The organism is Fontisubflavum oceani (assembly GCF_030407165.1).
Lineage (GTDB): Bacteria > Pseudomonadota > Alphaproteobacteria > Rhodobacterales > Rhodobacteraceae > Rhodophyticola > Rhodophyticola oceani.
On record NZ_CP129111.1, the window covers coordinates 2,350,220 to 2,375,110 of the forward strand.

29 protein-coding genes and 1 pseudogene are annotated in these 24,891 nt (G+C 61.6%); 19 read left to right on the top strand and 11 right to left on the bottom strand.

What is annotated here, in order from left to right:
• Nucleotides 1-204: 204 nt before the first annotated feature.
• From QTA57_RS12010 to pyrC, 8 genes are all read right to left on the bottom strand, one after another.
• Entirely contained in the window at nucleotides 205-573 is a 369-nt protein-coding gene (locus QTA57_RS12010; RefSeq protein WP_290151662.1) for a hypothetical protein, read from the bottom strand.
• A complete protein-coding gene (locus QTA57_RS12015) occupies nucleotides 570-1,025 on the bottom strand; it encodes a hypothetical protein (RefSeq protein ID WP_290151664.1) in 456 nt (151 codons plus the stop codon). The genes QTA57_RS12010 and QTA57_RS12015 overlap by 4 nt, the downstream gene beginning before the upstream one ends.
• The gene (locus tag QTA57_RS12020) at nucleotides 1,025-1,771 is read right to left on the bottom strand and encodes an ABC transporter ATP-binding protein (protein WP_290151665.1); all 747 of its coding nucleotides are present in this window, start codon (nucleotides 1,769-1,771) and stop codon (nucleotides 1,025-1,027) included. Before QTA57_RS12020 ends, QTA57_RS12015 begins: the two co-directional genes overlap by 1 nt.
• On the bottom strand, nucleotides 1,768-2,550 hold the full coding sequence (locus tag QTA57_RS12025) for an MlaE family ABC transporter permease (RefSeq protein WP_290151666.1): 783 nt from the start codon (nucleotides 2,548-2,550) through the stop codon (nucleotides 1,768-1,770). The genes QTA57_RS12020 and QTA57_RS12025 overlap by 4 nt, the downstream gene beginning before the upstream one ends.
• Nucleotides 2,547-3,590, bottom strand: a complete 1,044-nt coding sequence (alr, locus tag QTA57_RS12030; protein WP_290151667.1) for an alanine racemase — start codon at nucleotides 3,588-3,590, stop codon at nucleotides 2,547-2,549. The genes QTA57_RS12025 and alr overlap by 4 nt, the downstream gene beginning before the upstream one ends.
• 54 nt (nucleotides 3,591-3,644) lie before the next feature.
• Nucleotides 3,645-5,087: a replicative DNA helicase gene (locus tag QTA57_RS12035; protein WP_290154893.1), complete on the bottom strand. Its 1,443-nt coding sequence runs from the start codon at nucleotides 5,085-5,087 to the stop codon at nucleotides 3,645-3,647.
• Between the two features lie 260 nt (nucleotides 5,088-5,347).
• The gene (locus QTA57_RS12040; protein ID WP_290151669.1) at nucleotides 5,348-6,028 is read right to left on the bottom strand and encodes an orotate phosphoribosyltransferase; all 681 of its coding nucleotides are present in this window, start codon (nucleotides 6,026-6,028) and stop codon (nucleotides 5,348-5,350) included.
• A 23-nt stretch (nucleotides 6,029-6,051) separates the two neighbouring features.
• Nucleotides 6,052-7,092 carry a dihydroorotase gene (pyrC, locus tag QTA57_RS12045; RefSeq protein ID WP_407933476.1) on the bottom strand — a complete coding sequence of 347 codons (1,041 nt, stop codon included), beginning with the start codon at nucleotides 7,090-7,092 and terminating at the stop codon, nucleotides 6,052-6,054.
• 178 nt (nucleotides 7,093-7,270) lie between these two features.
• Between pyrC and QTA57_RS12050 the strand changes: the two genes are divergently transcribed.
• The 15 genes from QTA57_RS12050 to ureG all read left to right on the top strand — a co-directional run bounded on the left by QTA57_RS12050 (nucleotide 7,271) and on the right by ureG (nucleotide 17,020).
• Entirely contained in the window at nucleotides 7,271-8,083 is an 813-nt protein-coding gene (locus QTA57_RS12050; RefSeq protein ID WP_290151671.1) for an urease accessory protein UreD, read from the top strand.
• A gap of 66 nt (nucleotides 8,084-8,149) precedes the next feature.
• Nucleotides 8,150-8,401 (top strand): urease subunit gamma, encoded by a 252-nt coding sequence (locus QTA57_RS12055; protein ID WP_290151673.1) that lies wholly within the window; start codon nucleotides 8,150-8,152, stop codon nucleotides 8,399-8,401.
• 52 nt (nucleotides 8,402-8,453) lie between these two features.
• Nucleotides 8,454-8,921: a hypothetical protein gene (locus tag QTA57_RS12060; RefSeq protein ID WP_290151674.1), complete on the top strand. Its 468-nt coding sequence runs from the start codon at nucleotides 8,454-8,456 to the stop codon at nucleotides 8,919-8,921.
• Between the two features lie 57 nt (nucleotides 8,922-8,978).
• On the top strand, nucleotides 8,979-9,284 hold the full coding sequence (locus QTA57_RS12065; protein ID WP_290151676.1) for an urease subunit beta: 306 nt from the start codon (nucleotides 8,979-8,981) through the stop codon (nucleotides 9,282-9,284).
• Between the two features lie 58 nt (nucleotides 9,285-9,342).
• Nucleotides 9,343-9,711, top strand: a complete 369-nt coding sequence (locus tag QTA57_RS12070) for a lysozyme inhibitor LprI family protein (protein ID WP_290151677.1) — start codon at nucleotides 9,343-9,345, stop codon at nucleotides 9,709-9,711.
• Between the two features lie 65 nt (nucleotides 9,712-9,776).
• A complete protein-coding gene (locus QTA57_RS12075) occupies nucleotides 9,777-10,592 on the top strand; it encodes a cyclase family protein (RefSeq protein WP_290151679.1) in 816 nt (271 codons plus the stop codon).
• The gene (locus QTA57_RS12080; RefSeq protein ID WP_290151682.1) at nucleotides 10,592-10,987 is read left to right on the top strand and encodes a carboxymuconolactone decarboxylase family protein; all 396 of its coding nucleotides are present in this window, start codon (nucleotides 10,592-10,594) and stop codon (nucleotides 10,985-10,987) included. Before QTA57_RS12075 ends, QTA57_RS12080 begins: the two co-directional genes overlap by 1 nt.
• Before the next feature lie 506 nt (nucleotides 10,988-11,493).
• Nucleotides 11,494-13,203 (top strand): urease subunit alpha, encoded by a 1,710-nt coding sequence (ureC, locus tag QTA57_RS12085; RefSeq protein WP_290151683.1) that lies wholly within the window; start codon nucleotides 11,494-11,496, stop codon nucleotides 13,201-13,203.
• 128 nt (nucleotides 13,204-13,331) lie between these two features.
• Nucleotides 13,332-13,949, top strand: coding sequence for a hypothetical protein (locus tag QTA57_RS12090; RefSeq protein WP_290151685.1), 618 nt, complete (start codon nucleotides 13,332-13,334; stop codon nucleotides 13,947-13,949).
• Between the two features lie 309 nt (nucleotides 13,950-14,258).
• Nucleotides 14,259-14,483 (top strand): DUF1127 domain-containing protein, encoded by a 225-nt coding sequence (locus tag QTA57_RS12095; protein ID WP_171559152.1) that lies wholly within the window; start codon nucleotides 14,259-14,261, stop codon nucleotides 14,481-14,483.
• Between the two features lie 208 nt (nucleotides 14,484-14,691).
• Nucleotides 14,692-14,916, top strand: coding sequence for a hypothetical protein (locus QTA57_RS12100; RefSeq protein ID WP_145208292.1), 225 nt, complete (start codon nucleotides 14,692-14,694; stop codon nucleotides 14,914-14,916).
• Between the two features lie 17 nt (nucleotides 14,917-14,933).
• Complete coding sequence (locus tag QTA57_RS12105) at nucleotides 14,934-15,377, top strand: urease accessory protein UreE (RefSeq protein ID WP_290151689.1); 444 nt, start codon at nucleotides 14,934-14,936, stop codon at nucleotides 15,375-15,377.
• Complete coding sequence (locus QTA57_RS12110) at nucleotides 15,367-16,005, top strand: urease accessory protein UreF (protein ID WP_290151690.1); 639 nt, start codon at nucleotides 15,367-15,369, stop codon at nucleotides 16,003-16,005. The genes QTA57_RS12105 and QTA57_RS12110 overlap by 11 nt, the downstream gene beginning before the upstream one ends.
• A gap of 20 nt (nucleotides 16,006-16,025) precedes the next feature.
• Nucleotides 16,026-16,412, top strand: a complete 387-nt coding sequence (locus QTA57_RS12115) for a carboxymuconolactone decarboxylase family protein (RefSeq protein WP_171559157.1) — start codon at nucleotides 16,026-16,028, stop codon at nucleotides 16,410-16,412.
• Nucleotides 16,409-17,020: an urease accessory protein UreG gene (gene ureG / locus QTA57_RS12120; RefSeq protein WP_290151692.1), complete on the top strand. Its 612-nt coding sequence runs from the start codon at nucleotides 16,409-16,411 to the stop codon at nucleotides 17,018-17,020. The genes QTA57_RS12115 and ureG overlap by 4 nt, the downstream gene beginning before the upstream one ends.
• On the opposite strand, the gene QTA57_RS12125 is transcribed toward ureG, so the two are convergent.
• The gene (locus QTA57_RS12125) at nucleotides 16,997-17,941 is read right to left on the bottom strand and encodes a phosphoadenosine phosphosulfate reductase (RefSeq protein WP_290151693.1); all 945 of its coding nucleotides are present in this window, start codon (nucleotides 17,939-17,941) and stop codon (nucleotides 16,997-16,999) included. The genes ureG and QTA57_RS12125 overlap by 24 nt on opposite strands.
• Nucleotides 17,942-18,165: 224 nt before the next feature.
• Between QTA57_RS12125 and QTA57_RS12130 the strand changes: the two genes are divergently transcribed.
• The 4 genes and pseudogenes from QTA57_RS12130 to QTA57_RS12145 all read left to right on the top strand — a co-directional run bounded on the left by QTA57_RS12130 (nucleotide 18,166) and on the right by QTA57_RS12145 (nucleotide 22,735).
• The gene (locus tag QTA57_RS12130; protein WP_290151695.1) at nucleotides 18,166-19,065 is read left to right on the top strand and encodes an AAA family ATPase; all 900 of its coding nucleotides are present in this window, start codon (nucleotides 18,166-18,168) and stop codon (nucleotides 19,063-19,065) included.
• A gap of 176 nt (nucleotides 19,066-19,241) precedes the next feature.
• A complete protein-coding gene (locus QTA57_RS12135; RefSeq protein WP_290151696.1) occupies nucleotides 19,242-20,501 on the top strand; it encodes a vWA domain-containing protein in 1,260 nt (419 codons plus the stop codon).
• A gap of 259 nt (nucleotides 20,502-20,760) precedes the next feature.
• On the top strand, nucleotides 20,761-21,732 hold the full coding sequence (locus tag QTA57_RS12140; RefSeq protein ID WP_290151697.1) for an XdhC family protein: 972 nt from the start codon (nucleotides 20,761-20,763) through the stop codon (nucleotides 21,730-21,732).
• A pseudogene (locus QTA57_RS12145) lies at nucleotides 21,729-22,735 on the top strand (molybdopterin-binding protein). The gene QTA57_RS12140 and the pseudogene QTA57_RS12145 overlap by 4 nt, the downstream one beginning before the upstream one ends.
• An 87-nt stretch (nucleotides 22,736-22,822) precedes the next feature.
• On the opposite strand, the gene QTA57_RS12150 reads toward QTA57_RS12145, so the two are convergent.
• Together QTA57_RS12150 and QTA57_RS12155 are read right to left on the bottom strand one after the other, a co-directional pair.
• Complete coding sequence (locus QTA57_RS12150) at nucleotides 22,823-23,467, bottom strand: protein-S-isoprenylcysteine O-methyltransferase (protein ID WP_290151698.1); 645 nt, start codon at nucleotides 23,465-23,467, stop codon at nucleotides 22,823-22,825.
• Between the two features lie 428 nt (nucleotides 23,468-23,895).
• Nucleotides 23,896-24,474: a TetR/AcrR family transcriptional regulator gene (locus QTA57_RS12155; RefSeq protein ID WP_290151505.1), complete on the bottom strand. Its 579-nt coding sequence runs from the start codon at nucleotides 24,472-24,474 to the stop codon at nucleotides 23,896-23,898.
• Nucleotides 24,475-24,891 lie beyond the last annotated feature (417 nt).

The window sequence follows — 24,891 nt, forward strand, 5'->3', positions numbered from 1 at the left end:
TGTCTTACCGGAAAGTTAACCACAATTTGGCCCAACTGTGGGCAAAATCTCGCCACAGTTCACGAAGGCGTGCGGAGCAACAATATCTGGGGTGGCGGTGTGTTCCGGCACAAGATGATGACATCAGATGGTAACAATCGTCGACAAAGTCCGTGATCGGTTCCGGTTTGAGAACAGTGGCCGCATGGTCAAGCCGCCGCACTGTCACCCAAACTGTCGCCGCCAAATGACAAAAGCAGCGATCAAAAGAATCACTGCGAGTTTGATCCCTTCATACCGCCAGCTCGTCTCGCGCAGGTCGTTGAGCGATTGATGCAACCCAAAGGCCACCCCGGCGGGAAACAGGACTGCGATGATCACGACGACCGAGGGTAAGCCAATCAACGCCCCGGCCATGACCACAACCACAAGAGCAATCATTGCCGGGACCAGATTGCCCAGAAGCTCAGCCATGTGAGGGATGTGTTGCCGCCGCTCAGACCGTGCCACGTGCCGGATCCATTCGACCAAACCAACCCCGGCATAGACCCAAAGGACGGTCGCGATGGCTTCGATGATGGCAATTGGGGTCAAATCGTGAGCGCCATTGCAAGGAAAAGGGACGGTGTTGCGATAATGGACAAAAGCACAGCGCAGCCCGCCCATCGGGGCCTGAGCCCGCTCCGCCGTGCACCGCGCCAGAAATCCAACAGGGTCCAGGCGTATAGAAAGACGATGGTGAACCCCAACATATCGGAGACTCTGAGGACATCCGGAACCCATCGGGGCGCAAGAAACACGGTGAGCATCATGCCGCTTGTCAGCGCCGCGGAGATCGTGGCCGTGATAAAAAGCACCCGATTGTCTGAACGGCTCTTGAGGTTCAGGGCTGCAAAGAGCAGTGCAGAGACGGGTATCAGAATGATCGCAAGCGCAAGCGCCTGGCTCAACGCGAGCGTGGTTGGCGCGAAATCGGGGTTGATCAGGGTGTCGAGGAAGACATCGACATCGCCGGCCGGCAACTCAGCTGCGGGAGCTTCGTCCATCAGCGCACCGCCTCAATCGGCCCCTCCGCCGATCCGGTGATAAACTGGTGTAGGAAGGGGTCGGTTGCGTCATCCATCCGCGCCACGGGTCCGGTCCATTTCACCACCCCGTCATGCAGCATCGCCACATGATCGGCGATGGCGCGGACGGAGGACATATCATGCGTGATGGTCATCGCGGTTGCGCCCATTTCGACCACGATCTCGCGGATCAGCTCGTTGATCACGCCCGCCATGATCGGGTCGAGCCCGGTCGTCGGTTCGTCGAAGAAGATCACATCGGGTTCGGCGGCGATCGCCCGCGCGAGCCCCACGCGTTTCTGCATCCCGCCCGACAGTTCCGAAGGAAACAGATCGGCCACATCGGGGGTCAGGCCGACGCGGCGCAGCTTCTCAATCGCGATCTCGCGCGCTTCGGCAGCGGGGCGTTTCAAGGAGCCGCGCAAGAGACGGAAGGCCACATTTTGCCAGACATTGAGCGAATCGAAGAGCGCGCCGCCCTGAAACAGCATCCCGAAGCGGGCCAGGAACGCATCGCGCTCGACCGTGCGCACATCTTCGCCTTCGAGCGTGATCGCGCCGCTGTCATGGCGGATCAGGCCCAGGATGCATTTCAACAGCACCGATTTGCCGGTGCCCGATCCGCCAATGATCACCATGCTCTCACCCTGCCGGATCGTGAGATCGACACCGCGCAGGACCTGTTTGGGTCCGAAGGATTTATGAACGCCGGAAAGCTCAATCATGCGGTGAAAAACAGCTCCGTCAGCAGGTAATTGGCGGCCAATATCATGATTGAGGCGGAGACGACGGCATTGGTCGTGGCGCGACCGACGCCGCGCGCGCCCCGGCCCGAATGCATCCCATGAAAACACCCCATAAGCGCAACGATGAAGCCAAAAACCGCACCTTTGACCAGGCCGGAGAGCACATCCCAAAGCTCCAGGAAGTCGACCGTGTTGTCGAGATAAGTCACCGGGTTGAACCCAAGCCGCGTGGTGCCGACGAGATAGCCGCCGAAAATCCCGATAATGTCGCCTACCGCGACTAGAAGTGGCAAGGTCAGAGTGGCGGCCAGAACCCGTGGCACGGTCAGGTATTTCATCGGGTTGGTTGAGAGCGTCACAAGTGCGTCAATCTGCTCGGTCACCTTCATCGTCGCGATCTCAGCGGCAATGGCCGAGGCGACGCGGCCCGCAACCATCAAGCCGCCGAGAACCGGCCCAAGCTCGCGCACCATGCCGATGGCCACGATCGATGGCACAACGGATTCCGCATTGAACCGTGACCCGCCAGCATAAATCTGCAGCGCCAGCGCGCCGCCGGTGAAAAGCGCGGTCAGCCCGACCACGGGCAGAGAGAGCCAGCCGATTTGCATCAAAGCATGGGCAAATTCGCGCGGATAAAACGGCGGCCGGATCAGATAGCTGAGCGTTTGGGCGCAAAACATCGCGATCCGACCAATGACCGCCAAGGCCGAGAGGGTGGAACGGCCAAGCGCGCCAAGGGGATAGAGCAAGATCATATCGCGCCGCCAGTGTAATGGCGTTCATAGCGGTGCCCGAGCGCGGTCAGGATTTCATAGCCGATTGTCCCTGCTGCCTCTGCCAAGGTATCGACGCCTTGCGCCGGGTAGAGGATATCAAGCTCTTCCGGAATGTCGGGCAGATGGGTGATATCAACGGTGATCAAATCCATCGAGACACGGCCGAGCACGGGGCAGGGGGTGTCGCCCGCAAAAAGCTGGGCGTGGCCGCTCATCGCCCGGAGCAACCCATCGGCATAGCCGCCGGATACTGTCGCGGCTTTGCGGGGCCTGTCGGTGACAAAACTGGCGCCGTAGCCCACGCTTTCGCCCGGTTTCAGATCGCGGGTTTGGATCACTGGCAGAGTGAGATGCACCGTCGGACGCGCTCCGGCGAAGGGCAGGCCGCCATAGAGCCCGATGCCCGGGCGCGAGAGATCGAAATGATAGCCGGGCCCTAACAAAATGCCACCCGTGGCCGCCAAAGACCGTCGCGCTGTAACGCCCGCCGTCATCTCGGAAAAACTGACCAACTGCGCGGCGTTTTGCGGGTGTTCTGGCTCGTCAGCGCAGGCCAGATGGCTCATCACCAAAGAAAGTGGTCCGGCTTCCAGATCGCTGCGGAGGGCCGCCCATTCCTCTGGTTCCATCCCGAGCCGGTTCATGCCCGTGTCAAGCTGCACGCCATATGGCTGATCCGGGAGAGCCGCGCGATGCCGCGCCACTTGGTCGGCGCTGTTCAAAAGCGGCGTCAGACCTGCGTCGCGAATGGCATCGGTGTCACCCGACATATGGCCAGAAAACACACTGATCTCTGGGCCTGGGCCGAGGGTCTCGCGAAGCTCCCGCCCCTCATGCGCCGTTGCCACGAAAAACTGCCGGGCGCCCGCCTCTGCCAAGCTCCGCGCGACCTGGCGTGCACCGAGGCCATAGCCGTTGGCTTTGACCACAGCGGCGGTTTCGCCCGCTGTCATCGCGTCAAGGGCCCGCCAGTTCGCGACCACCGCATCAAGATCAATATATAACTGCCCGCTTGCCATGATGCTTCTGTCGGTGTTCCGCCGCGCAGGGTCAAGAGGCAAGCCGGGTTCGACCTATCTGAACCCGTTGCCGCCATCGGCTTGCCAGGGCTGGACCAGGTTGCCGAACTTGGTGAACCGCCCTTCGAAGCTCAGATCGACGGAGCCAACTGGCCCGTGGCGCTGCTTACCGATGATCACCTCGGCTTTGCCGTGCAGTTGCTCCATCTCCTGCTGCCAGATCGCCATCGCTTCCAGGTTCTCTTCGCCCGGCTTCTCGCGCTCTTTGTAATACTCGCCGCGATAGACAAACATCACCACATCCGCGTCTTGTTCGATGGAGCCGGATTCGCGGAGATCGCTCAATTGCGGGCGTTTGTCATCGCGTTGTTCGACCTGGCGCGAAAGTTGCGAAAGGGCAATCACAGGGATGTTCAATTCCTTGGCGATCGCCTTCAGGCCTTGGGTGATTTCAGAGACCTCATTCACCCGGTTTTCCGAACTACCTGTGCCGCGCAGAAGCTGCAGGTAGTCAACGATCAACAGGTCTAGCCCTTGCGGCGAGCGTTTCAGCCGCCGGGACCGGGCGGCCAATTGGCTGATCGGCAGGGCGGGCGTGTCATCGATATAGAGCGGGCAGCCCTCCAAATCCTGCGCAGCCCGCAGATATCGTTGGAATTCTTGCTCGTTCAGGTCGCCCTTTCGGATCAACTCGGATGGCACTTCGGCTGCCTCGGACAGGACCCTTTGTGCGAGCTGAGCCGCCGACATCTCGAGGCTAAAGAACCCCACGACGCCGCCATCAACCGTGCCCTCGCTGCCATCGGTTTTCTTGCCGCGTTTCCAGGCTTTGGCGACGTTGAACGCGATATTGGTGGCGAGCGATGTCTTACCCATGGATGGGCGACCGGCAAGGATCAAAAGGTCGGAATTGTGCAGGCCGCCAAGCATTTTATCCATATCGGTCAGGCCGGTCGATATCCCGGCCAACCCGCCGCCACGATTATAGGCGGCATTGGCGATGTCCACCGCGTCGGTCAGCGCGCGCAGAAAGCTCTGGAACCCGCGCGAAGTGGTGCCGGAGGAGGCGAGTTTGAACAGATCGGCCTCCGCCTCAACGATTTGCTCGTCCGGCGTGGCGTCGTCGCGCACAGTTTGTGCGCGGTCGGCGATGTTGCGGCCCAGGCCGATCAACTCACGCCGCAGCGCCAGATCATGGATCAGTTGCGCATAATCGCGCGCCGCCGATGTCGCGATGGCCGAGAGTTGCAGCCGCAGCAGATATTCGGCGCCGCCAAGCGCTTTCAGCCCCGCATGATCGGCCAGAAAATTCTTCAGAGTGGTGGCGTCGGTCTGCAGGCCCTTGGTAATCCGACTCGCGGCGGTGGCGAAAATCTCGCTATGCACCGGGTCATAGAAGTGATCGGGTTTGACCAGGTCATCGACCCGGTCCAGCACATCATTCGAGGACAGGATCGCGCCCAGAAGCTGTTGTTCCGCTTCGATATTATGGGGCAGATCGGGGAGTCCGATGCCTCCGGCGCGGCCGCTTTAATCGGCATGATCTCTGTCATGTGCCTCCCCCTGTTGCTGTCCCCCGTGATGGGATCAACTGCCTATCCTGCGCCCTGCGGAGCGGTCAATCTGGATATCCTGTGGACAGGCTGTGGGTCGTTTTTCGCCTCAGCATCTTGGTGCTGATGTGGCGTATCTGTCAACATATTGTGCATCTCGTGGCGGCGCTGCCACGTGGTAACAGATTTAATTTGACCGGCGGATCAACTCTTGCCTCTCGCCTCAGACCAAGCGTCCGGGTCGGTCAAGAATCGTTCGACCTCGGCCAGGGTCTCTTCGTCGAAATCCCCGGCGCGCCGTGCCTCGGCCACCACATCCGCCCAGGTGCAGAGGTGGTGCAGCGCCACGCCTTCGGCCGTCAAGTTCGGCACCGTCTCCGGGAAGATATCGTAGAAGAAAATCACCGCCGTATGGTCGCAAGTCGCACCGGTCTTGCGGATCGCCTCGACGAATTTCAGCTTCGAGCCGCCATCGGTGGTCAGGTCTTCCACCAGCAAGACCCGCTCGCCCTCGTTCATCTGTCCTTCGATCTGCGCGTCGCGGCCATAGCCTTTGGGTTTCTTCCTCACATAGGTCATCGGCAGCGCCATCCGCTCGGCCACAAAGGCGGCGAAAGGGATGCCTGCTGTCTCGCCGCCGGCGATATTGTCGAAGGCCTCGAGCCCCGCATTGCGCATCACCGTACAGGTCAGGAAATCCATCAGCGTCGCGCGGATGCGCGGGTAAGAGATCAGCTTACGGCAATCGATATAGGTCGGCGCTTGTTTCCCCGAGGCATGGGTGAAGGGCTCGCGCGCGTTGAAATGCACCGCGCCGATATCCAGGAGCATGCGCGCGGTCATCTGGGCCATCGTGGCGGCGTCGGGATAGGTCGATGGGATCATCTTGGGGCCTCGGGAAGCGGGGGTTAGGGATGGACGGACCAGTACAGCGGATGGCCGGGGTCGAAGAGCGTAACCGGCCCCTCGCCAGTGTCGATTTTGTCGGGGTAGGGGACGGGGTCGGCCTGTTTGGTCAGCGTGATGGTGGCTTCGTTTGGCGGCAGGCCGTAATGAGCCGGGCCAAAGAGCGAGGTGAAGCCTTCGAGCTTGTCGAGTGCGTTTTCCTCTTCGAACACATGGGCCAGACAAGACAGCGTGTTGGTCGCGGTGAAACACCCGGCGCAGCCGCAGGCGCTTTCCTTATTCGGGTCCGTATGCGGGGCGCTGTCGGTGCCAAGAAAGAAGCGCGGATTGCCTGAGGTTGCGGCGCGGCGGAGCGCCTCTTGATGGGTGCTGCGCTTGGCGACGGGCAGGCAGTAATAATGCGGTTTGATCCCGCCGACCAAGATGTGGTTCCGGTTGATCATCAGGTGATGCGTGGTGATCGTGCCCGCGATTTTCCCTTCGGCTTCAGAGACATAATCGATGCCTTGTGCCGTGGTGATATGCTCCAGGGTGACCGTCAAACCGGGCGTGGCGCGGCGGAGCGGGTCAAGGACCGTCTCCAAAAACACCTGCTCCCGGTCGAAAATATCGACCTCTGCCGCGGTCACTTCGCCATGGATGCAGAGTGGCAGGCCGATCTCCGCCATCCGTTCCAAAACGCCCCGCACCTTGTCGAAATCGGTGACGCCGGAGGCGGAGTTGGTGGTGGCCCCGGCGGGGTAGAGTTTCACTGCCGTCACCAGCCCGCTGGCATGGGCCGCGGCCACATCATCTGGGTCCGTCTCTTCGGTCAGATAGAGGGTCATCAGCGGGGTGAATTCCGCGCCCTCAGGCAGCGCGGCCAGAATCCGGTCGCGATAGGCCGCCGCGTCTTGGCCGCGCACCACCGGCGGCACCAGATTGGGCATGATGATCGCACGGGCGAAATGACGGGTGGTTTCGGGCAAGACACCTTCCAACATCGCGCCATCGCGCAGGTGCAGGTGCCAATCATCGGGGCGGCGGAGCGTAAGTGTGGTCATGATCCCTCCGCTACACTGGGGCGCGCGTGCTGCCAAGGGGCAAGGCCGCCGCAGGGGGATGTCGATTGTGCTGCATTTGGCGGCGCTTTGCCTGAATTTTGGGCGATGCGTGATCTGTGCCCGGAGCCGCGCCTTGGGTCGCTTGTTTTGCGTCAAGCGGCTTGCCTAGGGTTTGGCGATGCTGGATGCCACCACCACTGATTGCCGTCTGCAACGGACCCGGGGCCGCGCCGATGTCGGCTTTGCCAAGGGGCGTCTGACCCATTTGCATCAGCAGGGCGCGGCCAAGGCGATGCTGCCCCGGATGCATGGCCGCTGGCCAGAGATTGTGTTTCTGAACACGGCGGGCGGGATCACGGGCGGAGATCGGCTGGCGTATTCGGTTGCGCTTGGGGAAGGGGTGCAGGCCGTTGCCACGACCCAAACCGCCGAGCGGGGCTATAAAAGCACAACTGGCACCGGGCGGGTGCAGGTGCATCTGAGTCTTGGCGCAGGCGCGGAACTGCATTGGTTGCCGCAAGAGTTGATTTTATTCGATCAGGCAGCTTTGGACCGCGACATCACGGTTGAGATGGCCACCGACGCCCGGCTCGTCTTCCTAGAAACGCTGGTCTTGGGACGGGCCGCGATGGGGGAGCATCTGGGCCGGGTTCATCTGACCGACCGGCGGAGCATCCGGCGCGGCGGGCGACTGGTGATGTTGGAACCCCTCCGCCTGCGACCGGCGGACTTGACCCGCCCCGGCACAGCCGGGTTGAACGGCGCAACCGCGCTGGCCAGTCTCACCCTCATCGCCGCCGATGCCGAGGATCACCTAGAGCGGCTCCGGCGTATTTTGCCCAACACAGATGTTTCGGCCGCCGCCTCGGCCTGGGGCGGGCGCCTGACCGCGCGCTTCATGGCTGAGGACGCGTTTCCGCTCCGCCGTGCCGTGGCAGAGGCCGTGCAAATCCTGACCAACCAGCCCCTGCCACGGGTCTGGCAACTCTGACAGCCAAGGACGACAGATGAACCTCACCCCCGCGAAAAAGACAAACTCCTGGTCAGCTTAGCTGCCATGGTGGCGCGCAACCGCCTGCTGCGGGGTGTGAAGCTGAACCACCCAGAGGCCATCGCGCTGATCACCGATTTTGTCGTCGAAGGCGCGCGTGACGGGCGGAGCGTGGCCGATCTGATGAGTGCGGGTGCGCAAGTGATCCGAGCCGATCAATGTATGGAGGGTGTGCCCGAGATGATCCACGATGTGCAGGTCGAGGCGACCTTCCCCGACGGCACCAAATTGGTGACCGTGCACCACCCGATCCGCTAAGCTTCAATGAGAAGTGATCGAAACATAACGCAATTCGGGGTAAAGATGGCTCATGGACGCCCAACCCGACCAGCATCTGCGCCAAGCCGCGCTAAGCGAGCGCGACTTTCGTTTCGCGGTGGCGCAATACGGTCTGTTCTCGGATCGCGTGACCGAATTGCAGAAAGAACGCGAGGTTTGGATCCGGCATTCCATCATCGCGACCTTTGCGTTTTTCGGCTGGCTCGCGGTATATCGCGACAGCATCTCGACCACCTTCATGCTCGAAATGGTGGGGCTTCAAACGATCTATTTCCTGCCTTTCGTGTTCAATGCCGGCGGCGCGCTGCGGTTCTATTTCATTCAGCGCGACATCAACCGCCATGTGATTTTCCTGACCGAGATGGAGCGCGACACGCTCTGCCTGCACGACAGTATTTGCGAGGGCCCTCCGGGCGCGGCATCCGCGACCGGCACTGGCATCTGCCCTCGATCCTTTATTGGGTGTTTATCTGCCTGCTGTCTTTGTCGGTGGCGCTGATCCTCACCTACCAAATCGTTCTTTAGGGCCGATCCGGCCCGCAATTGGAGCTGCCTTATGATCCCTGGTGAAATCCTGCCTGCGGCGGGGGAGATTACGTTGAATGCCGACCGCCCGGCGATCACGCTGAAGGTGGCCAATACCGGCGACAGACCAGTGCAGGTTGGCAGCCATTATCATTTTGCCGAGGCAAACGCGGCGCTTGATTTCGACCGCGCGGCGGCGCGCGGCCACCGGCTGGACATTCCGGCGGGTACGGCGGTGCGCTTTGAACCTGGTCAAGCCCGAGAGGTGCAATTGGTGCCCTATAGCGGTGCAGGCGTCGTCCATGGTTTCAATCAGCAGGTGATGGGCAAACTATGATGACCTCGTTTGATACCCGGCTTGGGATCGACGCCAGTTCGGTCACCTGGAGGCGGCAATGAAAGGGCTCTGGGCAGTCATGCTGCTGATGGCCCCGATGCCGACTGTGGCGCAGGAGTGGGACTGCACCGATTTTGCGGTCCTGCCGCAGCAGGGCATCAATGCCTGCCTTGCCGAAGACTATGCCCGCGTCGATGCGGAGTTGAACGCGGTCTATCAATCCGTGCTGGCCGGCGCACAGGGCGCGATGCCCGACCTGATCCGCACAGCGCAGCGGGCCTGGATTCCCTTCCGGGACGCGGCATGTGAGGCCGAGGCAGAATTCATGCGCGGCGGCTCCGCCGAAGCTGCGCTTCGTCTGTCCTGTTTGATCCGGTTGACCGAGACACGCACAGACGAGCTGGGGTATCTTGATCATGGCGGGTGATACGATGCGGCGACAGGCAGAGACAACCGAGCAGATCAATGGCGACAACCAGGGAGGAGAAAGCCATGTGTGATATCTGTGTGATGACTGCCGTGAAGGAGCAGATGCTCTCACGGCGGAGTTTCTTTGCGGCGGGTGCGGCGGCCACCGCTGCGGTGGCGTTGAGTAGCGGTGCCACAACCCCGGCGATGGCGGCGGGCCATGGCGGCGTGGTGGACATGACCCATATGATGGATGAAACCTTCCCGACTTATTTCGGCGAGCCGGGCATCTCCTATGAGGCCACCGCGAATTTCGCGGAAAATGGGTTCAATCTCAACGTGCTGACGGTCATGGAACACACCGGCACCCATATCGATGCGCCGCTGCATTTCTCGGCCGATGGGCTCTCGGTCGATGAGATCCCGGTGGAAAACCTGGTCTGCCCGCTTTGCGTGGTCGACATCGCCGCAAGGGCTGCGGACGACCCGGACACGCAAGTGACGCCGGATGATCTCTCGGCCTGGATCGCCGCCAATGGGGAGATCCCGGATGGCGCCTGCGTCGCGATGTATTCCGGATGGGCCGCCAAGGCGCGGAGCGACGGGTTTCGCAATGCCGATGGCGACGGGGTGATGCATTTCCCTGGGTTCCATATCGAGGCGACGCAGATGCTCTTGGAAACCGGTGCCGGTGCGATTGCGGTCGACACACTGTCGCTCGATCACGGGCCGTCGGCGGATTTCGCGACCCATTACGCCTGGCTGCCTGCCAACCGCTATGGGATCGAATGTATCGCTGGGCTTGATCAAATGCCCGCTTCTGGCGCATCGCTCGTGGTCGGTGCGCCCAAAACCGGGCGCGGCACCGGCGGCCCGGCGCGCATCTTTGGGATGGTGTGATGGGCACGGTTCCGCTTTTGTCGGATAAGGAGGTCAGCGCCGAGGCGCTGGCCATCTTCGACGATATCCGCGCGGTGCGGGGGACGGACTACGTTAACAATTTCTGGCGCGCCTTGGCGCATGATCCCGAGACGCTTGCGGCCACCTGGGCGCGCTTGAAGCAGGTGATGGCGCCGGGCGCTTTGGACCCGTTGGTCAAAGAGATGCTTTATGTTGCGGTGTCCACGGCGAACGGGTGTTCTTACTGCGTCCATAGCCACACGGCGGGGGCCAAGGCGAAGGGCATGACGCCGGAGATGCATGGAGAACTGATCGCAGTGATCGGCATGGCGATGCAGACCAATGGGCTGGTGACCGGGCTTCAGGTCGACGTGGATGAGGTGTTTCAGGCGTGAGCGACATTGCACGGAGGGCAGCGCCCGAGCCTGGGTGGGCGCATCGAGCGGCGGGTATGGAGCACTTCATGGTGCCACCCCCATCCAGCCGTTCTGGTGGTTGCGGCGTTGCAAGAGCGCCCTCCCGGGGGGGGGGGGGGGCGGGCGCTGCCCGGGCTGGTCGCCCGGGCGGGATGCTTGATCGGCGTACTACCACCAGCCGCGCCATTGGCCCAAGATGACCAGAAGGAAGATCGTGTAGCCGATGGCTTGGAGCCAGAACGCGGTACTCGACATGATGGATACCCTTCAACTTTCAAAGCCGACGTCTCACCCGCGTTGCGGGGCATCCCTTCCAATAATCAGACAAAGGCGCTTTGTCCGACGATTCTGCAGAACACTTCGTATACAACAAAGTGCTCCATTTTGATTAAGATGTTGGAACATAAAGAAAATACCTGTGCCGAGTCGCTGAGCCTGGTTCAAAATCGGTTCGATGAAACAATTCGTGAAACTGGAGGCCGCTGATGCCCACCGCCATCCCCCGCACCACCTATGCCGATATGTACGGCCCCACCACGGGCGACCGGGTCCGTCTCGCCGATACCGATCTGATCATCGAGGTCGAACGCGACCTCACGACCTATGGCGAGGAGGTGAAATTCGGTGGCGGCAAGGTGATCCGCGACGGGATGGGGCAGAGCCAGGTCACGCGGGCTGGTGGCGCTGTCGACACCGTCATCACCAATGCGCTGATCGTGGACCACTCCGGTATCTACAAGGCGGATGTCGGCCTGAAAGACGGGCTGATCCATGCCATCGGTAAGGCGGGCAACCCGGACACGCAGCCCGGCGTCGATATCATCATCGGCCCTGGCACCGAGGCCATCGCAGGCGAGGGGCGGATTCTGACCGCGGGCGGCTTCGATGCACATATCCATTTCATCTGCCCGCAGCAGATCGAGGATGCGCTGCATTCCGGCATCACCACCATGCTCGGCGGCGGCACTGGCCCGGCTCATGGTACGCTGGCGACCACCTGCACGCCCGGCGCCTGGCATATCGGGCGGATGTTGCAGGCGCTTGATGCTTTCCCGATGAATTTCGGGCTGAGCGCCAAGGGCAATGCCAGCCAGCCCGAGGCGCTGGTTGAAATGGTCGAGGCCGGGGCCTGCGCGATGAAACTGCATGAGGATTGGGGCACCACGCCGGGCGCCATCGATTGCTGCCTCTCCGTCGCCGATGAGATGGATGTGCAAGTGATGATCCACACCGACACGTTGAACGAGAGCGGCTTTGTCGAGAACACACTCGCTGCCATGAAGGGCCGCACGATCCATGCCTTCCACACCGAGGGCGCGGGCGGCGGGCACGCGCCGGATATCATGAAGGTGGTGGGGTTTGACCATGTGCTGCCGAGTTCCACCAATCCAACCATGCCCTACACGGTGAACACATTGGAAGAGCATCTCGATATGCTCATGGTCTGCCACCATCTCGACAAGGCGATCCCCGAGGATGTGGCCTTTGCCGAAAGCCGTATCCGTAAGGAGACCATCGCAGCCGAGGACATCCTGCACGATATGGGCGCGTTCAGCATCATCGCATCCGACAGTCAGGCGATGGGCCGGGTTGGCGAAGTGATCATCCGTACCTGGCAAACCGCCGATAAAATGAAGAAACAACGCGGCGCGCTGCCTGAGGAGACGGGCAACAATGACAATGCGCGGGTCAAACGCTATGTGGCGAAATACACGATCAACCCGGCCATCGCGCATGGGATATCGACACATATCGGCAGTGTGGAACCCGGCAAACGCGCCGATCTGGTGCTCTGGAACCCGGCGTTTTTCGGCGTGAAACCCGAGATGTCGCTGATTGGTGGCACGATTGCCATGGCGCAGATGGGCGATCCCAATGCCTCGATCCCGACGCCGCAGCCGGTCTATTCCCGGCCCATGTTCGGGGCCTTTGGCCGCTCGGTCGAGAACTCGGCCGTGACCTTTGTCTCAGAAGCGGCGCAGAGCCGCGGCATCGGCGGCCCGCTTGGCTTGCGGAAAACCACGCTGGCCGTGGAAAACACGCGTGGCATTGGCAAGAAAGATATGGTCCACAATGCTGCGACGCCCGAGGTCGATGTGCATCCCGAGACCTATGAGGTGCGTGCAAATGGTGAGCTGCTCACCTGCGATCCGGCCAAAGAACTGCCGATGGCGCAGCGGTATTTTATGTACTGACGCCACGCGCCTCTCGTGATCCGCCCACGAGGCGGTGATTTTTGCTTGCAAGTCACAACTATTGCGCTCAGCATGTATTTGTTGTGGCGGTCGTGCCCCGCCGGAGCTTTCTGAGGAGACACGATCATATGACGGCTTTCATTCCGACCTTCCGTATCTGTGCGGTTCTTTTGCGTGCCTTGCCGGCTGTTTGTCTTGCAACTGGGCTATTCATGGCTGCGCCAGCTTTGGCCGATAACAGTTGCCCATGGGCCTTTGACGGTGAATGCGACGAGCCTGGTATCGGAACTGGCCTTTGTGGTGTCGGGACGGATACGGCGGATTGCGGTGGCGGGACGGCCAGTGGTCCGAACTCTTGCCAATGGGCCTTTGACGGGGAGTGTGACGAGCCGGGTATGGGCACGGGGCTGTGTGCTGCGGGTACGGATACGGCGGATTGCGCGAGCGTCGGAGGTCCGAACTCTTGCCAATGGGCGTTCGACGGGGAGTGTGACGAGCCGGGTATTGGTACCGGGCTATGTGCTGCCGGCACGGATACGGCAGATTGCTCGGGTGTCGGGCGGCCAGCGATGCGAATTCCTGCAATTGGGCGTTCGACGGTGAATGTGACGAGCCGGGTATTGGCACCGGCCTATGTGCCGCAGGGACGGATACGGCGGATTGTTCCAGTAGTGGGAGCAACAACGACCTACTCAACCCTTGCCCATTCACCAATGACGGCGATTGTGATGAGCCAAACGGCCTGAATCTCTGCGCTTGGGGAACGGACGCGGCGGATTGCGCGAACCCCAATTCGAATTTCGGAAGCGGCAGCGGATACATCGAGCGCAAGTAAACCTTAACCACCGAGATGCCAAAGCTCCCCCCGACACAGGGGAGAACCTCAGACTGCCCCCGAACGGTCTCGGCCTTCAGGCGGCGGTGGTTGATCATGGTTTCGATCTAACCGGTCCGTGCATTCCGGGTTTGCAGAATTGGCAATTGCCCAGCTCACCGGTGGTGCCTAGCTTTGGGCCAAGGGAGGGAACACTTGGTATCACCATAGGAGTTTCCACATGGCCACGAGTACAACAAATCTGAAATCCGGCGTTGGTTTCGCCGACCTGATCTTGCTGCCGTTCACCGCACTCGGCCACTTTCTGGGCGCGATCATGGACAGCAACAGCCGGGTGCGCGAAGCGCAGGCGCTCAATGCGATGAGCGACGCCGAATTGGCGAAACGCGGGTTGAAGCGCGAAGAGATTGCACATCACGTCTTTCGCGATGCGTATTACGTCTGATCCGGCGGACGGGCTTTTGAGACGAGGCGGCCTTGGCGGGCCGTCTTTTTTTGTTGATCAGTCAGATATCGCCGATCCAAGAGCGCAAATCTGCCGCAGTGCAGCAAATAATGCCGCAATTGCGAGAAAACGGCGGCGCTCGCGCGGGGCTTTTGCTAGTCTGCGTCTGAAGGGAGGGCCCAAACCGAGCAGAATGAGGGTCCCGAACATGACGATACATGCCGCGAATATCAATTGCTCCCCTGGGCTGCGCGCCCAGTTCGATGTTTATTTTTGCACGTTGGGCCAAGGGCTTGCGGCAAAAGACCTGACGCAAGATAGGTTGGCCCATGCCGCGCGATTGGATCGGCTGCCGGATCCGGCCCTGGCGGCAATGGGGATTGCGCGAGACGACATCCCGCGTATCGTGTTCCGCGATCTTTTTTGCCTTTAGACAGGATGATTTCGACGATGACAGCCGCCCATATCCATCGCAAAGCCGGAACCTGGCAAGGATCGCCCGCCGATCAGTTGGTGCTCGACTATCAGGCGCGGTTTTTGCGGCGCAAGCGTGTGGTGATGGCTTCGGGTGCGGATCTGATGGTGGATTTGGCCGAGACGGTATCGCTGAACGAAGGGGACGCGCTGGAGACCAATCTCGGCCAATTGATCGAAATCCGCGCCGCGCCGGAGCCACTTCTCAAGATCACTGGCGATCTGACCCGGCTCGCCTGGCATATCGGCAACCGCCATACGCCCTGCCAGATCCTGCCCGATCATCTGCTGATCCGCACCGATCATGTGCTGGCCGAGATGTTGGCGGGTCTGGGCGCGACGGCGACGCCGATCATGGCACCCTTCACGCCCGAGGGCGGGGCTTACGGCCATGGTCGAACCCACTCGCATGCCCACTGACGGCGGGCTTCTCAAGCTCAGCCAATGGCTGTCGCCCGGGTTTCCAATCAGCGCCTATGCCTATTCGCATGGGCTTGAGACAGCGATCGCGCGCGGCGATGTACGGGATGCGGCGCGCCTGGGCGACTGGATCACAACCGTTTTGGCCGCCGGGGCCGGGCGCAATGATGCGATCCTGCTCTGCTTAACGCTCAAGGGCGACATGCCTGTCGAAACCTTGGCGGAAATGGCGGAGGCGCTGGCGGGGTCTGCCGAGCGGTGGGAGGAGACCCGTGCCCAAGGCATGGCGTTTGCCGAAACCCTGCGACCGATGGGGTATGAGTTGGACGATACGGCCTATCCTGTTGTGCTTGGACAGGCCGCGCGCGGGCTTGATTTGGCGGCGCACACCGTGGCCGCGCTATTTTTGCAGAGTTTCGCCGCCAATCTGGTTTCGGTCGGGGTGCGGTTTATCCCGCTTGGCCAGACAGAGGGGCAGAATGTGCTGGCGGGCCTGCATGAGACAGTTCAATCCGTCGCGGCGGCGGCTGCGAAGGCCGGTTCGGGCGATCTCGGCGGGGCGGCGTTCGCCAGTGACGTGGTGGCGATGGCCCATGAAACGCAAGAAGTGCGATTGTTTCGCAGCTAAGGTTAGAAGGACCGAGAATAATGCCGGACACAACTGAGGTGGGGCGCGCCTTATCCGAAAACCTGAACCCTGGCATGGAAGCCGCGCTTGAGGCGCGGTACGGCCATCTGCTGCCGGGTATGGCGGAGGGCGTGGTCGATTTTGCCTATGGGCGTCAATACGCCCGACCCGGATTGCCGCTCAGGGAGCGCTATCTGGCGACGATTGCAGCGTTGACCGCTTTGGGCGGCCAAACCGCGCCGCAACTCAAGGTGAACATTGCCGGGGGGCGCAAGGCGGGTTTGAGCCAGGAAGAGATCGCCGAGGTCATCTGGCAGATGGCGCTCTATGGCGGGTTTCCAAGCGCAATCAACGGGTTGAACGCTGCACTTGAGGTGTTTTCAGCAGAAGAAGAGGATGAGGCATGAGCAATTCAAATGGGCCCTTGCGGGTTGGCATCGGCGGCCCGGTGGGCGCGGGCAAGACCACACTGACCGCACAGCTTTGCCGCGCGATGGCGGCGGATCATTCGGTCGCGGTGATCACCAATGACATCTACACCGCCGAGGATGCGGAGTATCTGCTGCGCGCCCAAGTCTTGCCCGCTGACCGGATCAAAGGGGTCGAAACCGGCGGGTGCCCGCATACGGCGATCCGCGAAGATGCCTCGATCAATCTGGCTGCGGTGGCCGAGTTTCGCGCCAAACTGCCCGATCTGGATGTGATCTTCATCGAGTCGGGCGGCGACAATCTGGCGGCCACTTTCAGCCCGGAATTGGCTGATCTGACACTCTATGTGATCGATACGGCGGCGGGCCAAGACATTCCGCGCAAGAAAGGCCCGGGCCTGACGCGGTCGGATTTGCTGATCATCAACAAAACCGATCTTGCGCCCCATGTGGGGGTGGATGTGGACCTGCTTGAGAGCGATGCCAAAACCGCGCGCGGTGATCTGCCATTTGTGATGGCAGAGCTTCGGAACGGCGTCGGCGTCGACGAAATCGTGCGGTTTCTAACCCGGGAGGGCGGGCTCTGACGGTTTCTGCCCGTCGAGCTTCGCCAGATAATCGGTGAAGCGCGGGTCTTGGGTTTCTTTTGCGCCGAATCTTGCCACTGTTCGAGCGAGTTCGGGGTGACCACGACCCAATGCCAAACCGATCAGCTTGACAAGATATGCTGCATTTCGACGGCGCGTGTTTCGCGTGATCTGTGAAAAACGCAGGGGGGTGAGTTTTCCGCGAGACTTGGCTTGCAACACACGATCAAGCGCGCCATCGCTCTGCAAGAAGGTTTGTAGATCGGACCCGACCCACCGCATCGGAATGCGTTGCACATTGCTTCCACGATAGAGCGCGGCATGGGCGGCGGCGAGCGGCTCATAGGGATCGTAAAGAACCGTGGCCTGGGCCGCGCCCTCAAGCATATAGGGGGCATAGCCATAGCGGTCGGTGAAGTTCAACCGCCGCGCTGTGCGAAAGCGCGGTTCAAACGGCGCGTCTTCACGGTCAAGCGTGGCCGCAGGGTTGAGCGCCAAGACCCGTGCACCGGGTGCCGTGACCGAATACGCGCAGGCCGCATAGCCGCACATCGGGCCGCAGCCCAGAAAAATCACGCGATCAAAGTTTTCGAAGAAATCCTCATCCACCAGCCTGTCGAAAAACTGATAGAGATCCGCATCGCGAAACCAGCTTTGGCCCGAGGCCATGATATTCAGAAGTGACCATTCCCGCCGCTGCACCGCGTCGAAGCCCAAGGGCAGGCCATCCGATGTATGGTTATAAACGCGCCCGGCCTCGTCGAAACTGACCAAAAGCGTGCTGCCTTCTTGCACGAACAGCGCCGAATGCCGGCTGCCAATCCGCTCAAAGAAACCGTGGCCCCGACCGATTTCGGTCAGATGGGCAAGCCAAGCTTGACGGGAGGTATGGTGTGGCTGGGGGGCAGGGTTGGCACTCATTAGCTCTTCTTACATCTTCTCGGTATTCGGACGTGTTGTCTCGGCCAACTATGGCGAAGCTGGGCGCGAGGCGTGGCAATTCGACGAGAAAGAGTTACCAAATTCTTAACGCGAGTCGAAGGGTTAAAGGCACAAAGGTTGTGGATAGATTGTTTCGCGAACGGAGGCCGGGGCTTGACGCCCTCTCTCGCGGAGGCCTTGATGGCGCGGGAGGAGGACAGGCCATGCAATCCATCGATGACGTGCAACGCGCCTTGGCGGCAGAGAACTATGTCTGTGGCCGTTCGCTCGCCACCGTGGTGTTTTTGGCGCTGAAGCTGGGGCGCCCCTTGTTTTTGGAAGGGGAGGCCGGCACTGGCAAAACCGAAATCGCCAAAGCCATAGCGGCCTCACTTGGTCGTCGCCTGATCCGATTGCAGTGTTATGAGGGTCTGGATGCGTCCAGTGCGGTCTATGAGTGGAACTTCGCCGCGCAGATGGTCGCGATCCGCGCGGCCGAGGCCGCGGGCGGGGCCGACAAAGACGTGCTGCAAGAGGCGCTGTTCTCTGCCGATTATCTGATCGAGCGGCCCCTGCTTGAGGCGATGCGCGCCGACGCGAGGGGCGCGCCGGTCTTGTTGATCGACGAGTTGGATCGGACCGATGAGCCGTTTGAGGCGTTCCTTCTGGAAGCGCTGTCTGATTTTCAGGTGACGATTCCAGAGCTTGGCACAATCAAAGCGCCGGAGCCGCCGATCGTGATCTTGACCTCGAACCGCACCCGAGAGGTGCATGACGCGCTGAAACGGCGCTGCCTCTATCATTGGGTCGACTACCCGGATTTTGCGCGCGAGATGGATATCATCGCCGCACGCGTGCCCGAAGCGGCGGATGCGTTGAGCCACGAGGTGGTGGGGTTTGTGCAAAAGCTCCGCACCGAGGATCTGTTCAAGCGTCCCGGCGTGGCCGAGACGATTGATTGGGCCAAATGTCTGCTGGCGCTGGATGTGATTGATCTCAGCCCTGAAGTCATTGCCGACACTTTGGGGGCGGTTTTGAAGTATCAGGACGATATCCAGAAACTGCAGGGCTCTGAGGCGAAGCGGATTCTGGATGAAGTGAGAGCGGAAACGCAGGCGGCGTAGTTGAAAAAGCGTCCTCTCTGTCCTGGACTGCAACAATGCCGCAAGACCAAGCGTCGAGCCGATCGGTGCGGCACTAGGTCGGCGAGTTGACGAAATGAGGAGCGATCCAATGCGCGATTGGATGGATCATATCGTTATCAGTGAGCGCGACAGGTCGGGCCTGCCGGAGGGTCTCTATGGTTGAACATCATGCGCTCGAACTGCCGGAAGCCCCAAAGCTGACCCATAACATCACCCATTTCGCCCGGGCGCTGCGCGCCGCGGGGTTGCCAGCGGGGCCGGGCCGGGTGGTTGAGGCGATCCGGGCGGTCGAGGCGGCGGGGTTCACCGAGCGTGCCGATTTTTTCTATACGCTCCAGGCCTGTTTCACCTCGCGGCCCGAACATCGCGCGGCCTTTACACAGATCTTCCGGCTCTATTGGCGTGACCCGCAGTATCTGGAGCATATGATGTCGATGATGCTGCCGGCGATCCGGGGCGTGGCGGAAGAGCGCGCGGTAAAACCGGCGGAGAAGCGCGCCGCAGAAGCGCTGCTCGATGGGGTGGCGCGTGATCTGCCGGAGATGGGCGACGGGAAGGACCAAGGCACCGAGATTGAGGTGGATGCCTCTCTGACCATGTCCGCCGAGGAGCGCTTGCGGAGCCTGGATTTCGAGCAGATGTCCAATGCCGAGCTGGCGGAGGCGAAACGGATGCTGGCGCGCCTGAGCCTGCCGATCCGGCCCTTAAAAAGCCGCCGCACGATGGCCGCACGCCACGGGGCGCTACCGGATTGGCGCCGGACCATGCGGGCCGCGATGCGCCAAGGCGGGGAGATCACCGGATTCGAGATGAAGGCACGGCGCATCCGCTGGCCCAATCTGGTCTGTCTTTGTGATATCTCCGGGTCGATGTCGTCTTACTCCCGCGCGGTGCTGCATTTCCTCCATGCGGTGGCGAACCAGAAAGGGGCGGGATGGGCCAAGGTACATGCGTTTACCTTCGGCACGCGTCTGACCAATATCACCCGCCATTTGGCCGCGCGCGACGTGGATGCCGCGCTGGCGGCGGCTGGCGCGGAGGCGCAGGATTGGGAAGGCGGGACGCGGATCGGTGCGTGCCTGCATGCGTTCAATCGCGATTGGTCGCGGCGGGTTCTGGGGCAGGGGGCGGTGGTGTTGTTGATTACCGATGGGCTCGACCGGGATGATGCCGATGCCTTGGCGCGCGAGATGGAGCGGCTGCATCTGTCGGCCCGGCGGGTGATCTGGCTGAACCCGCTGCTGCGGTGGGAGGGGTTTGCGCCGAAAGCCGCCGGTATCCGGGCGATGCTGCCGCATGTGGATGTGTTCCGGGCAGGTCACAATATCGCGGCATTGGAGGGGTTGGCGGAGGCCTTATCGCGCCCCGATGATCTCGGAGAGAAGGCGCGGTTGATGCGCTGGCTGGCGGCGTGATCTGTTGTGAAATTGAGCGCCTTGCGGCGCGTTGTTTTTGTTTGAAGGGCGCTTCGGGGCCCACCAAAGCGAATATCGCTTACGGGCCTGCCCGCGCGTGAGGCTGTCCTGACAAAAGCCCAGCCCCGCCTGCAAGCAAAATAGCCGTCTCCCCATTCTGGGGCCCCTCGGCGATTTTCCTTGCAGCCGCGTCTGGTTTTCGTCCTGACTGTCTCATGCGAGGGCGGCTCCGAAGCGAAACGCGATGTGGGAGGTGGCGATGGCCGAAAGCGGAGAGCGAATGCCGGAACTGGCGCTGGAATGGCATCGGGCGGGCAAGGGGGCCGTTTTGGCAACTGTGGTCGAAACCTGGGGCAGCGCGCCGCGCCGTGCGGGCAGTCAGTTGGTGGTGTCGTCAGAAGGGGAGATGGAGGGGTCCGTCTCGGGGGGCTGTGTTGAGGGCGCCGTGGTGGTCGAGGCCATGGAGGCGCTGGAGGCGGGAGACGCGCAGCTTCTGGAATTTGGGGTCAGTGATGATGAGGCTTTCGCCGTCGGTCTAGCCTGTGGTGGCACAATCAAGGTTTTGGTGGAGCCGGTGGGCCGGGTCCTGCCGGTGGAGATGTTGGAGGCTTTGGTCGATGCCCGCGCGGCGCGTCAGGCGGTGGCGTACGTTGTCGATGTGACGGCGGGGACGCGTCAGTTGGTTGCGGCGGGTGATCCTGAGGTCGCGGATCGAGTCCGCGCCGATCGCTCGGGGTTGGACGGGGATCGCTATATCGGCATCCACAACCCACCCCTCCGCATGGTCGTCGTCGGCGCTGTCCATATCGCGCAGGCGCTTTTGCCGATGGCGCGGATGGCGGGGTATGATCCGGTATTGGTTGACCCACGCCCGGCTTTCGCAGCCGAAGCGCGGTTTCCGGGGGAACGGATTTTGGAAGCTTGGCCGGATGAGGCGCTGACCGAGCTTGGCCTTGATGCGCGCACGGCGGTGGTGACGTTGACCCATGATCCGAAATTGGATGATCCGGCGATTGAGGCAGCGCTGGCCTCGGATGTGTTTTATCTCGGCTGTCTTGGTTCGTCCCGGACCCATGGCAAACGGGTCGCGCGGCTGACGGAGGCGGGGATCGCCGAGGATGTCATCGCGCGGATTCATGCGCCGGTGGGACTCGATATTGGGGCGCAAAACCCGGCAGAGATCGCCGTGGCGATTATGGCGGAGATCACCCGAAGGCTGCGCCAGGGATGAAGTTCGGGCCGGTGCCAGTGGATCAAGCGGAGGGGTCGGTTTTGGCGCATTCCTTGGCGCTGCCCGGCGGGCGGCTCCGCAAGGGGCGGGTGCTGACCGGTGCCGATCTCTCGGCGCTGAAAGACGCCGGGCGGGCGGAGGTGATTGTCGCGCAATTGGAGCCTGGCGATGTGGATGAAGATACCGCTGCCGGAGCGCTGGCCGCGGCGCTGGTTCCTGATCCGGCGGCAGCAGGGCTCATCGTTGAGACGCCGTTCACGGGCCGGGTGAATATCAGGGCCAGCGGGCTGGGTGTGGTGGGGTTGGACGCCGAAGCGATTGCGGAACTGAACGCGGTCGATCCGATGATCACCCTGGCCACTGTGCCGGAGCATCAACGGGTCACCGAAAAGATGATGGTCGGCACGGTGAAGATCATCTCTTACGCGGTGCCGAAAGCCGCGCTCGACCGGGCGGTAGCCGTCGCGCGCGGCGCGCTGTGGCGCGAACGGGTGCAACGGCAAAGCGCGGATTTGATTGTGACCCAGGGCCCGGCGCGCCGGCCAGCCCCGAGGACAAGGGCGTTCGCGCTGTTGCTGGGCGGTTGCAGGCGCTTGGGGTTGATTTGAAGCGGATCGAGATCGTCGGCCATGACACCGCTGCCATCGCGGCGGCCTTGGGCGAGTCCGGCGCTGATATGGCGCTGATCCTCACAGCCTCTGCCACGTCTGATCCCGCGGATGTGGCCCCTGCGGGGCTGATCGCGGCGGGGGGCGTGTTGACCCGGTTCGGGATGCCGGTGGACCCTGGCAATCTGCTGTTTTTGGGGGATTTGGGTGACCAGCCGGTCATCGGTTTGCCGGGATGTGCCCGGTCGCCTGCGCTGAACGGCGCGGATTGGGTGCTGGAGCGGGTCGCCTGCGGTTTGGAGGTGACCAGCGCCGATATCGCGGCGATGGGTGTCGGCGGCCTGTTGAAGGAGATCCCTTCGCGGCCGCAACCGCGAGAGAAACGCCCGAAATAGGGCTCAATCGTCGTATTGGTCGCGGCGGTCGAGTGTGTGATATGCGGATGGGACGGGGAGGCCGGACGGCTCGACCTGGCGAGGCCGTCACGCGCGGAGTCGGGGGAGAAGGCGGGGCGTGCGGCGGGCGTAAGCCTCCCATTCCGGACCAAACTGATCGGCTAGCATCCGCTCTTCCGCCCCGATGCGGAGCGCATAAAGAAGCGTGAAAACCACAAGCCCGGCTGGACCAGCGAACCAATTGGTCAACAACAGCGCTTGGGCGGTCACAATCAGGAAGATCGCGGTGTACATTGGATGACGCATGCGGCTGTAGATACCGCTCGTCACAAGAGTGTGGCCCTCGCGCAGTTCCAGATGGGCTGACCAGAGCTGGCCAAGGTCGGCATGGGAGCGCCAGAACACATAAAGACCCGCGAGGCCCGACAGACCGCCCAACAAGAATTGGCCGGGGATAGGGGAATAGGCAGCAGAATCAAACACTGGCGTGCCCAGGGCGATGAGCGGGACAAAGATCATGCCGACACCCACCGCAGACGTGAGCAAGCGCTCGCGTTTCGCGTCGCGCTCTTCCCTGACGTTGGGGCGCGCGTCGCTGGTGAGCATCATGCGGATTGTGTACCAAGCCATCATCAGCATGATGAGCAGAAGGGTCGCGTAGGGCGCGTCTCGCCATAGAGCGGCGCCAGTGACAACTGCCAATATCGCATAGGGGATGAATTTGCCGATCATCGTCTTCCTCACACGTGCTTTGGGGTTTGCTGGCGGGAACACTGTCTGGCTGATATATGAGGGTAGCCTATTTGCGAGTCATTCTCAACTGAATTGACGAATATGATGACCGCGCGGGCAGGTAATGTCTGCAAGTCCTGTCAGCAACACATCCCCTGGCGTGCTCTTACAGTGCTGTGAGGTGCGACTGTCATGCAGGTTGTGGACGACAACACGAGCCTTGGAATAACCACCCGAGGCGACGTCCGGTGAAGGGAGGGGAGTCTTGAGGCCAAAGTGACGAATTCTGTAACGCCCGCGAATGACCGCTTTCTTCTCGGTTCGCACATCAACGCAGACTTAGCCGTGGCTCAGTTTGAAGCGGTCTGATGCGTCGGATTCGTGACCTCTCGGTCTAGACCAGAGTTCATGCCTGTTCCGGCCACCGCCTAAGTCCTGCCTTCGACAAGCCTGGCGGCTAGCCGGGCAAGATTGCGAGGAGACCGGTCGTCCAGTGTATCGGCTGATATCCGCCCCTCTGCAGCAAGAGAAGCCAAGCCGTGCACAACGCCCCACGCAGCAAGTGTTCGCTCTTTCTGCTCAATGGCCGTTGCTTCTGGAAACACTTCTCTTACGGTATCCCTAAGCATGTCGTAAGCCGCTCGGGACACTTGGCGAAGCTTCTCGTCGTATTCGACACGCGTGCCCGTGGCGAACATGAGCCGGTACAAACCCAGGTTATCGGCTGCGAAGACCATATACGCTTCGGCCAATGCCGTTAGGTCAGGCGTGTCATGCCGTGTTTCTTTCAGGTCCGATGCAAGGCGCTCGAACCCGCGTACTGCGAGGGCGGTCATAAGATCAGATTTCGTGCGGAAATGGGCGTGTGGTGCCGTGGCACTGACGCCGAGCCGCGCCGCGAGTGCCCGAATGCTGGGAACTGCGTCAGGGGTGCGCCTTAGATCGTCCTCGGCGGCGTCTAGCAAGGCGACGCGCAGATCTCCGTGATGATAGGCACTGTCATTCATGGCATTTCCCCTAAACTAAGCATTGCAAAGTTAGCGCTGCATAGTTACATGGATGACAGTTCCAAAACGAAAGGTCAAACCCATGACAGCCGCATCGCTCCGCACCTACTTGCGTTGGTTCCACATCATTGGTGGACTGATCATCGGCACATACCTCTATTCGCCTTGGTCAGCGAACACCGCATTTACTGCCTTGATCCTATACGTCGTCACACCCGCTCTCGTTCTAAGCGGCCTAGCCATGTGGAAGCAGGGGCCCATCATGCGCATTCTCCGGCGCGGTGCCTAAGGTGTTAGTGTGCCGGGATTGGTCTGCGTTGCCGCAAGCAGGCCTTCATGCCCGGCGCAGCAAATGGCAGCAAAGTCCGCTTGGCCAACTTCCATTTGCCTCCTGGCACAGCGCTTTCCATTTGGAGT

Excerpts from the sequence above, each read along its gene's own strand:
- QTA57_RS12015 (WP_290151664.1), bottom strand. The coding sequence starts at position 1,025 with ATGGACGAAGCTCCCGCAGCTGAGTTGCCGGCCGGCGATGTCGATGTC.
- QTA57_RS12020 (WP_290151665.1), bottom strand. The coding sequence starts at position 1,771 with ATGATTGAGCTTTCCGGCGTTCATAAATCCTTCGGACCCAAACAGGTC.
- QTA57_RS12025 (WP_290151666.1), bottom strand. The coding sequence starts at position 2,550 with ATGATCTTGCTCTATCCCCTTGGCGCGCTTGGCCGTTCCACCCTCTCG.
- alr (WP_290151667.1), bottom strand. The coding sequence starts at position 3,590 with ATGGCAAGCGGGCAGTTATATATTGATCTTGATGCGGTGGTCGCGAAC.
- QTA57_RS12040 (WP_290151669.1), bottom strand. The coding sequence starts at position 6,028 with ATGATCCCATCGACCTATCCCGACGCCGCCACGATGGCCCAGATGACC.
- pyrC (WP_407933476.1), bottom strand. The coding sequence starts at position 7,092 with ATGACCACACTTACGCTCCGCCGCCCCGATGATTGGCACCTGCACCTG.
- QTA57_RS12050 (WP_290151671.1), top strand. The coding sequence starts at position 7,271 with ATGCTGGATGCCACCACCACTGATTGCCGTCTGCAACGGACCCGGGGC.
- QTA57_RS12055 (WP_290151673.1), top strand. The coding sequence starts at position 8,150 with ATGGTGGCGCGCAACCGCCTGCTGCGGGGTGTGAAGCTGAACCACCCA.
- QTA57_RS12060 (WP_290151674.1), top strand. The coding sequence starts at position 8,454 with ATGGACGCCCAACCCGACCAGCATCTGCGCCAAGCCGCGCTAAGCGAG.
- QTA57_RS12065 (WP_290151676.1), top strand. The coding sequence starts at position 8,979 with ATGATCCCTGGTGAAATCCTGCCTGCGGCGGGGGAGATTACGTTGAAT.
- QTA57_RS12070 (WP_290151677.1), top strand. The coding sequence starts at position 9,343 with ATGAAAGGGCTCTGGGCAGTCATGCTGCTGATGGCCCCGATGCCGACT.
- QTA57_RS12075 (WP_290151679.1), top strand. The coding sequence starts at position 9,777 with ATGTGTGATATCTGTGTGATGACTGCCGTGAAGGAGCAGATGCTCTCA.
- QTA57_RS12080 (WP_290151682.1), top strand. The coding sequence starts at position 10,592 with ATGGGCACGGTTCCGCTTTTGTCGGATAAGGAGGTCAGCGCCGAGGCG.
- ureC (WP_290151683.1), top strand. The coding sequence starts at position 11,494 with ATGCCCACCGCCATCCCCCGCACCACCTATGCCGATATGTACGGCCCC.
- QTA57_RS12090 (WP_290151685.1), top strand. The coding sequence starts at position 13,332 with ATGACGGCTTTCATTCCGACCTTCCGTATCTGTGCGGTTCTTTTGCGT.
- QTA57_RS12095 (WP_171559152.1), top strand. The coding sequence starts at position 14,259 with ATGGCCACGAGTACAACAAATCTGAAATCCGGCGTTGGTTTCGCCGAC.
- QTA57_RS12100 (WP_145208292.1), top strand. The coding sequence starts at position 14,692 with ATGACGATACATGCCGCGAATATCAATTGCTCCCCTGGGCTGCGCGCC.
- QTA57_RS12105 (WP_290151689.1), top strand. The coding sequence starts at position 14,934 with ATGACAGCCGCCCATATCCATCGCAAAGCCGGAACCTGGCAAGGATCG.
- QTA57_RS12110 (WP_290151690.1), top strand. The coding sequence starts at position 15,367 with ATGCCCACTGACGGCGGGCTTCTCAAGCTCAGCCAATGGCTGTCGCCC.
- QTA57_RS12115 (WP_171559157.1), top strand. The coding sequence starts at position 16,026 with ATGCCGGACACAACTGAGGTGGGGCGCGCCTTATCCGAAAACCTGAAC.
- ureG (WP_290151692.1), top strand. The coding sequence starts at position 16,409 with ATGAGCAATTCAAATGGGCCCTTGCGGGTTGGCATCGGCGGCCCGGTG.
- QTA57_RS12125 (WP_290151693.1), bottom strand. The coding sequence starts at position 17,941 with ATGAGTGCCAACCCTGCCCCCCAGCCACACCATACCTCCCGTCAAGCT.
- QTA57_RS12130 (WP_290151695.1), top strand. The coding sequence starts at position 18,166 with ATGCAATCCATCGATGACGTGCAACGCGCCTTGGCGGCAGAGAACTAT.
- QTA57_RS12135 (WP_290151696.1), top strand. The coding sequence starts at position 19,242 with ATGGTTGAACATCATGCGCTCGAACTGCCGGAAGCCCCAAAGCTGACC.
- QTA57_RS12140 (WP_290151697.1), top strand. The coding sequence starts at position 20,761 with ATGGCCGAAAGCGGAGAGCGAATGCCGGAACTGGCGCTGGAATGGCAT.
- QTA57_RS12150 (WP_290151698.1), bottom strand. The coding sequence starts at position 23,467 with ATGATCGGCAAATTCATCCCCTATGCGATATTGGCAGTTGTCACTGGC.
- QTA57_RS12155 (WP_290151505.1), bottom strand. The coding sequence starts at position 24,474 with ATGAATGACAGTGCCTATCATCACGGAGATCTGCGCGTCGCCTTGCTA.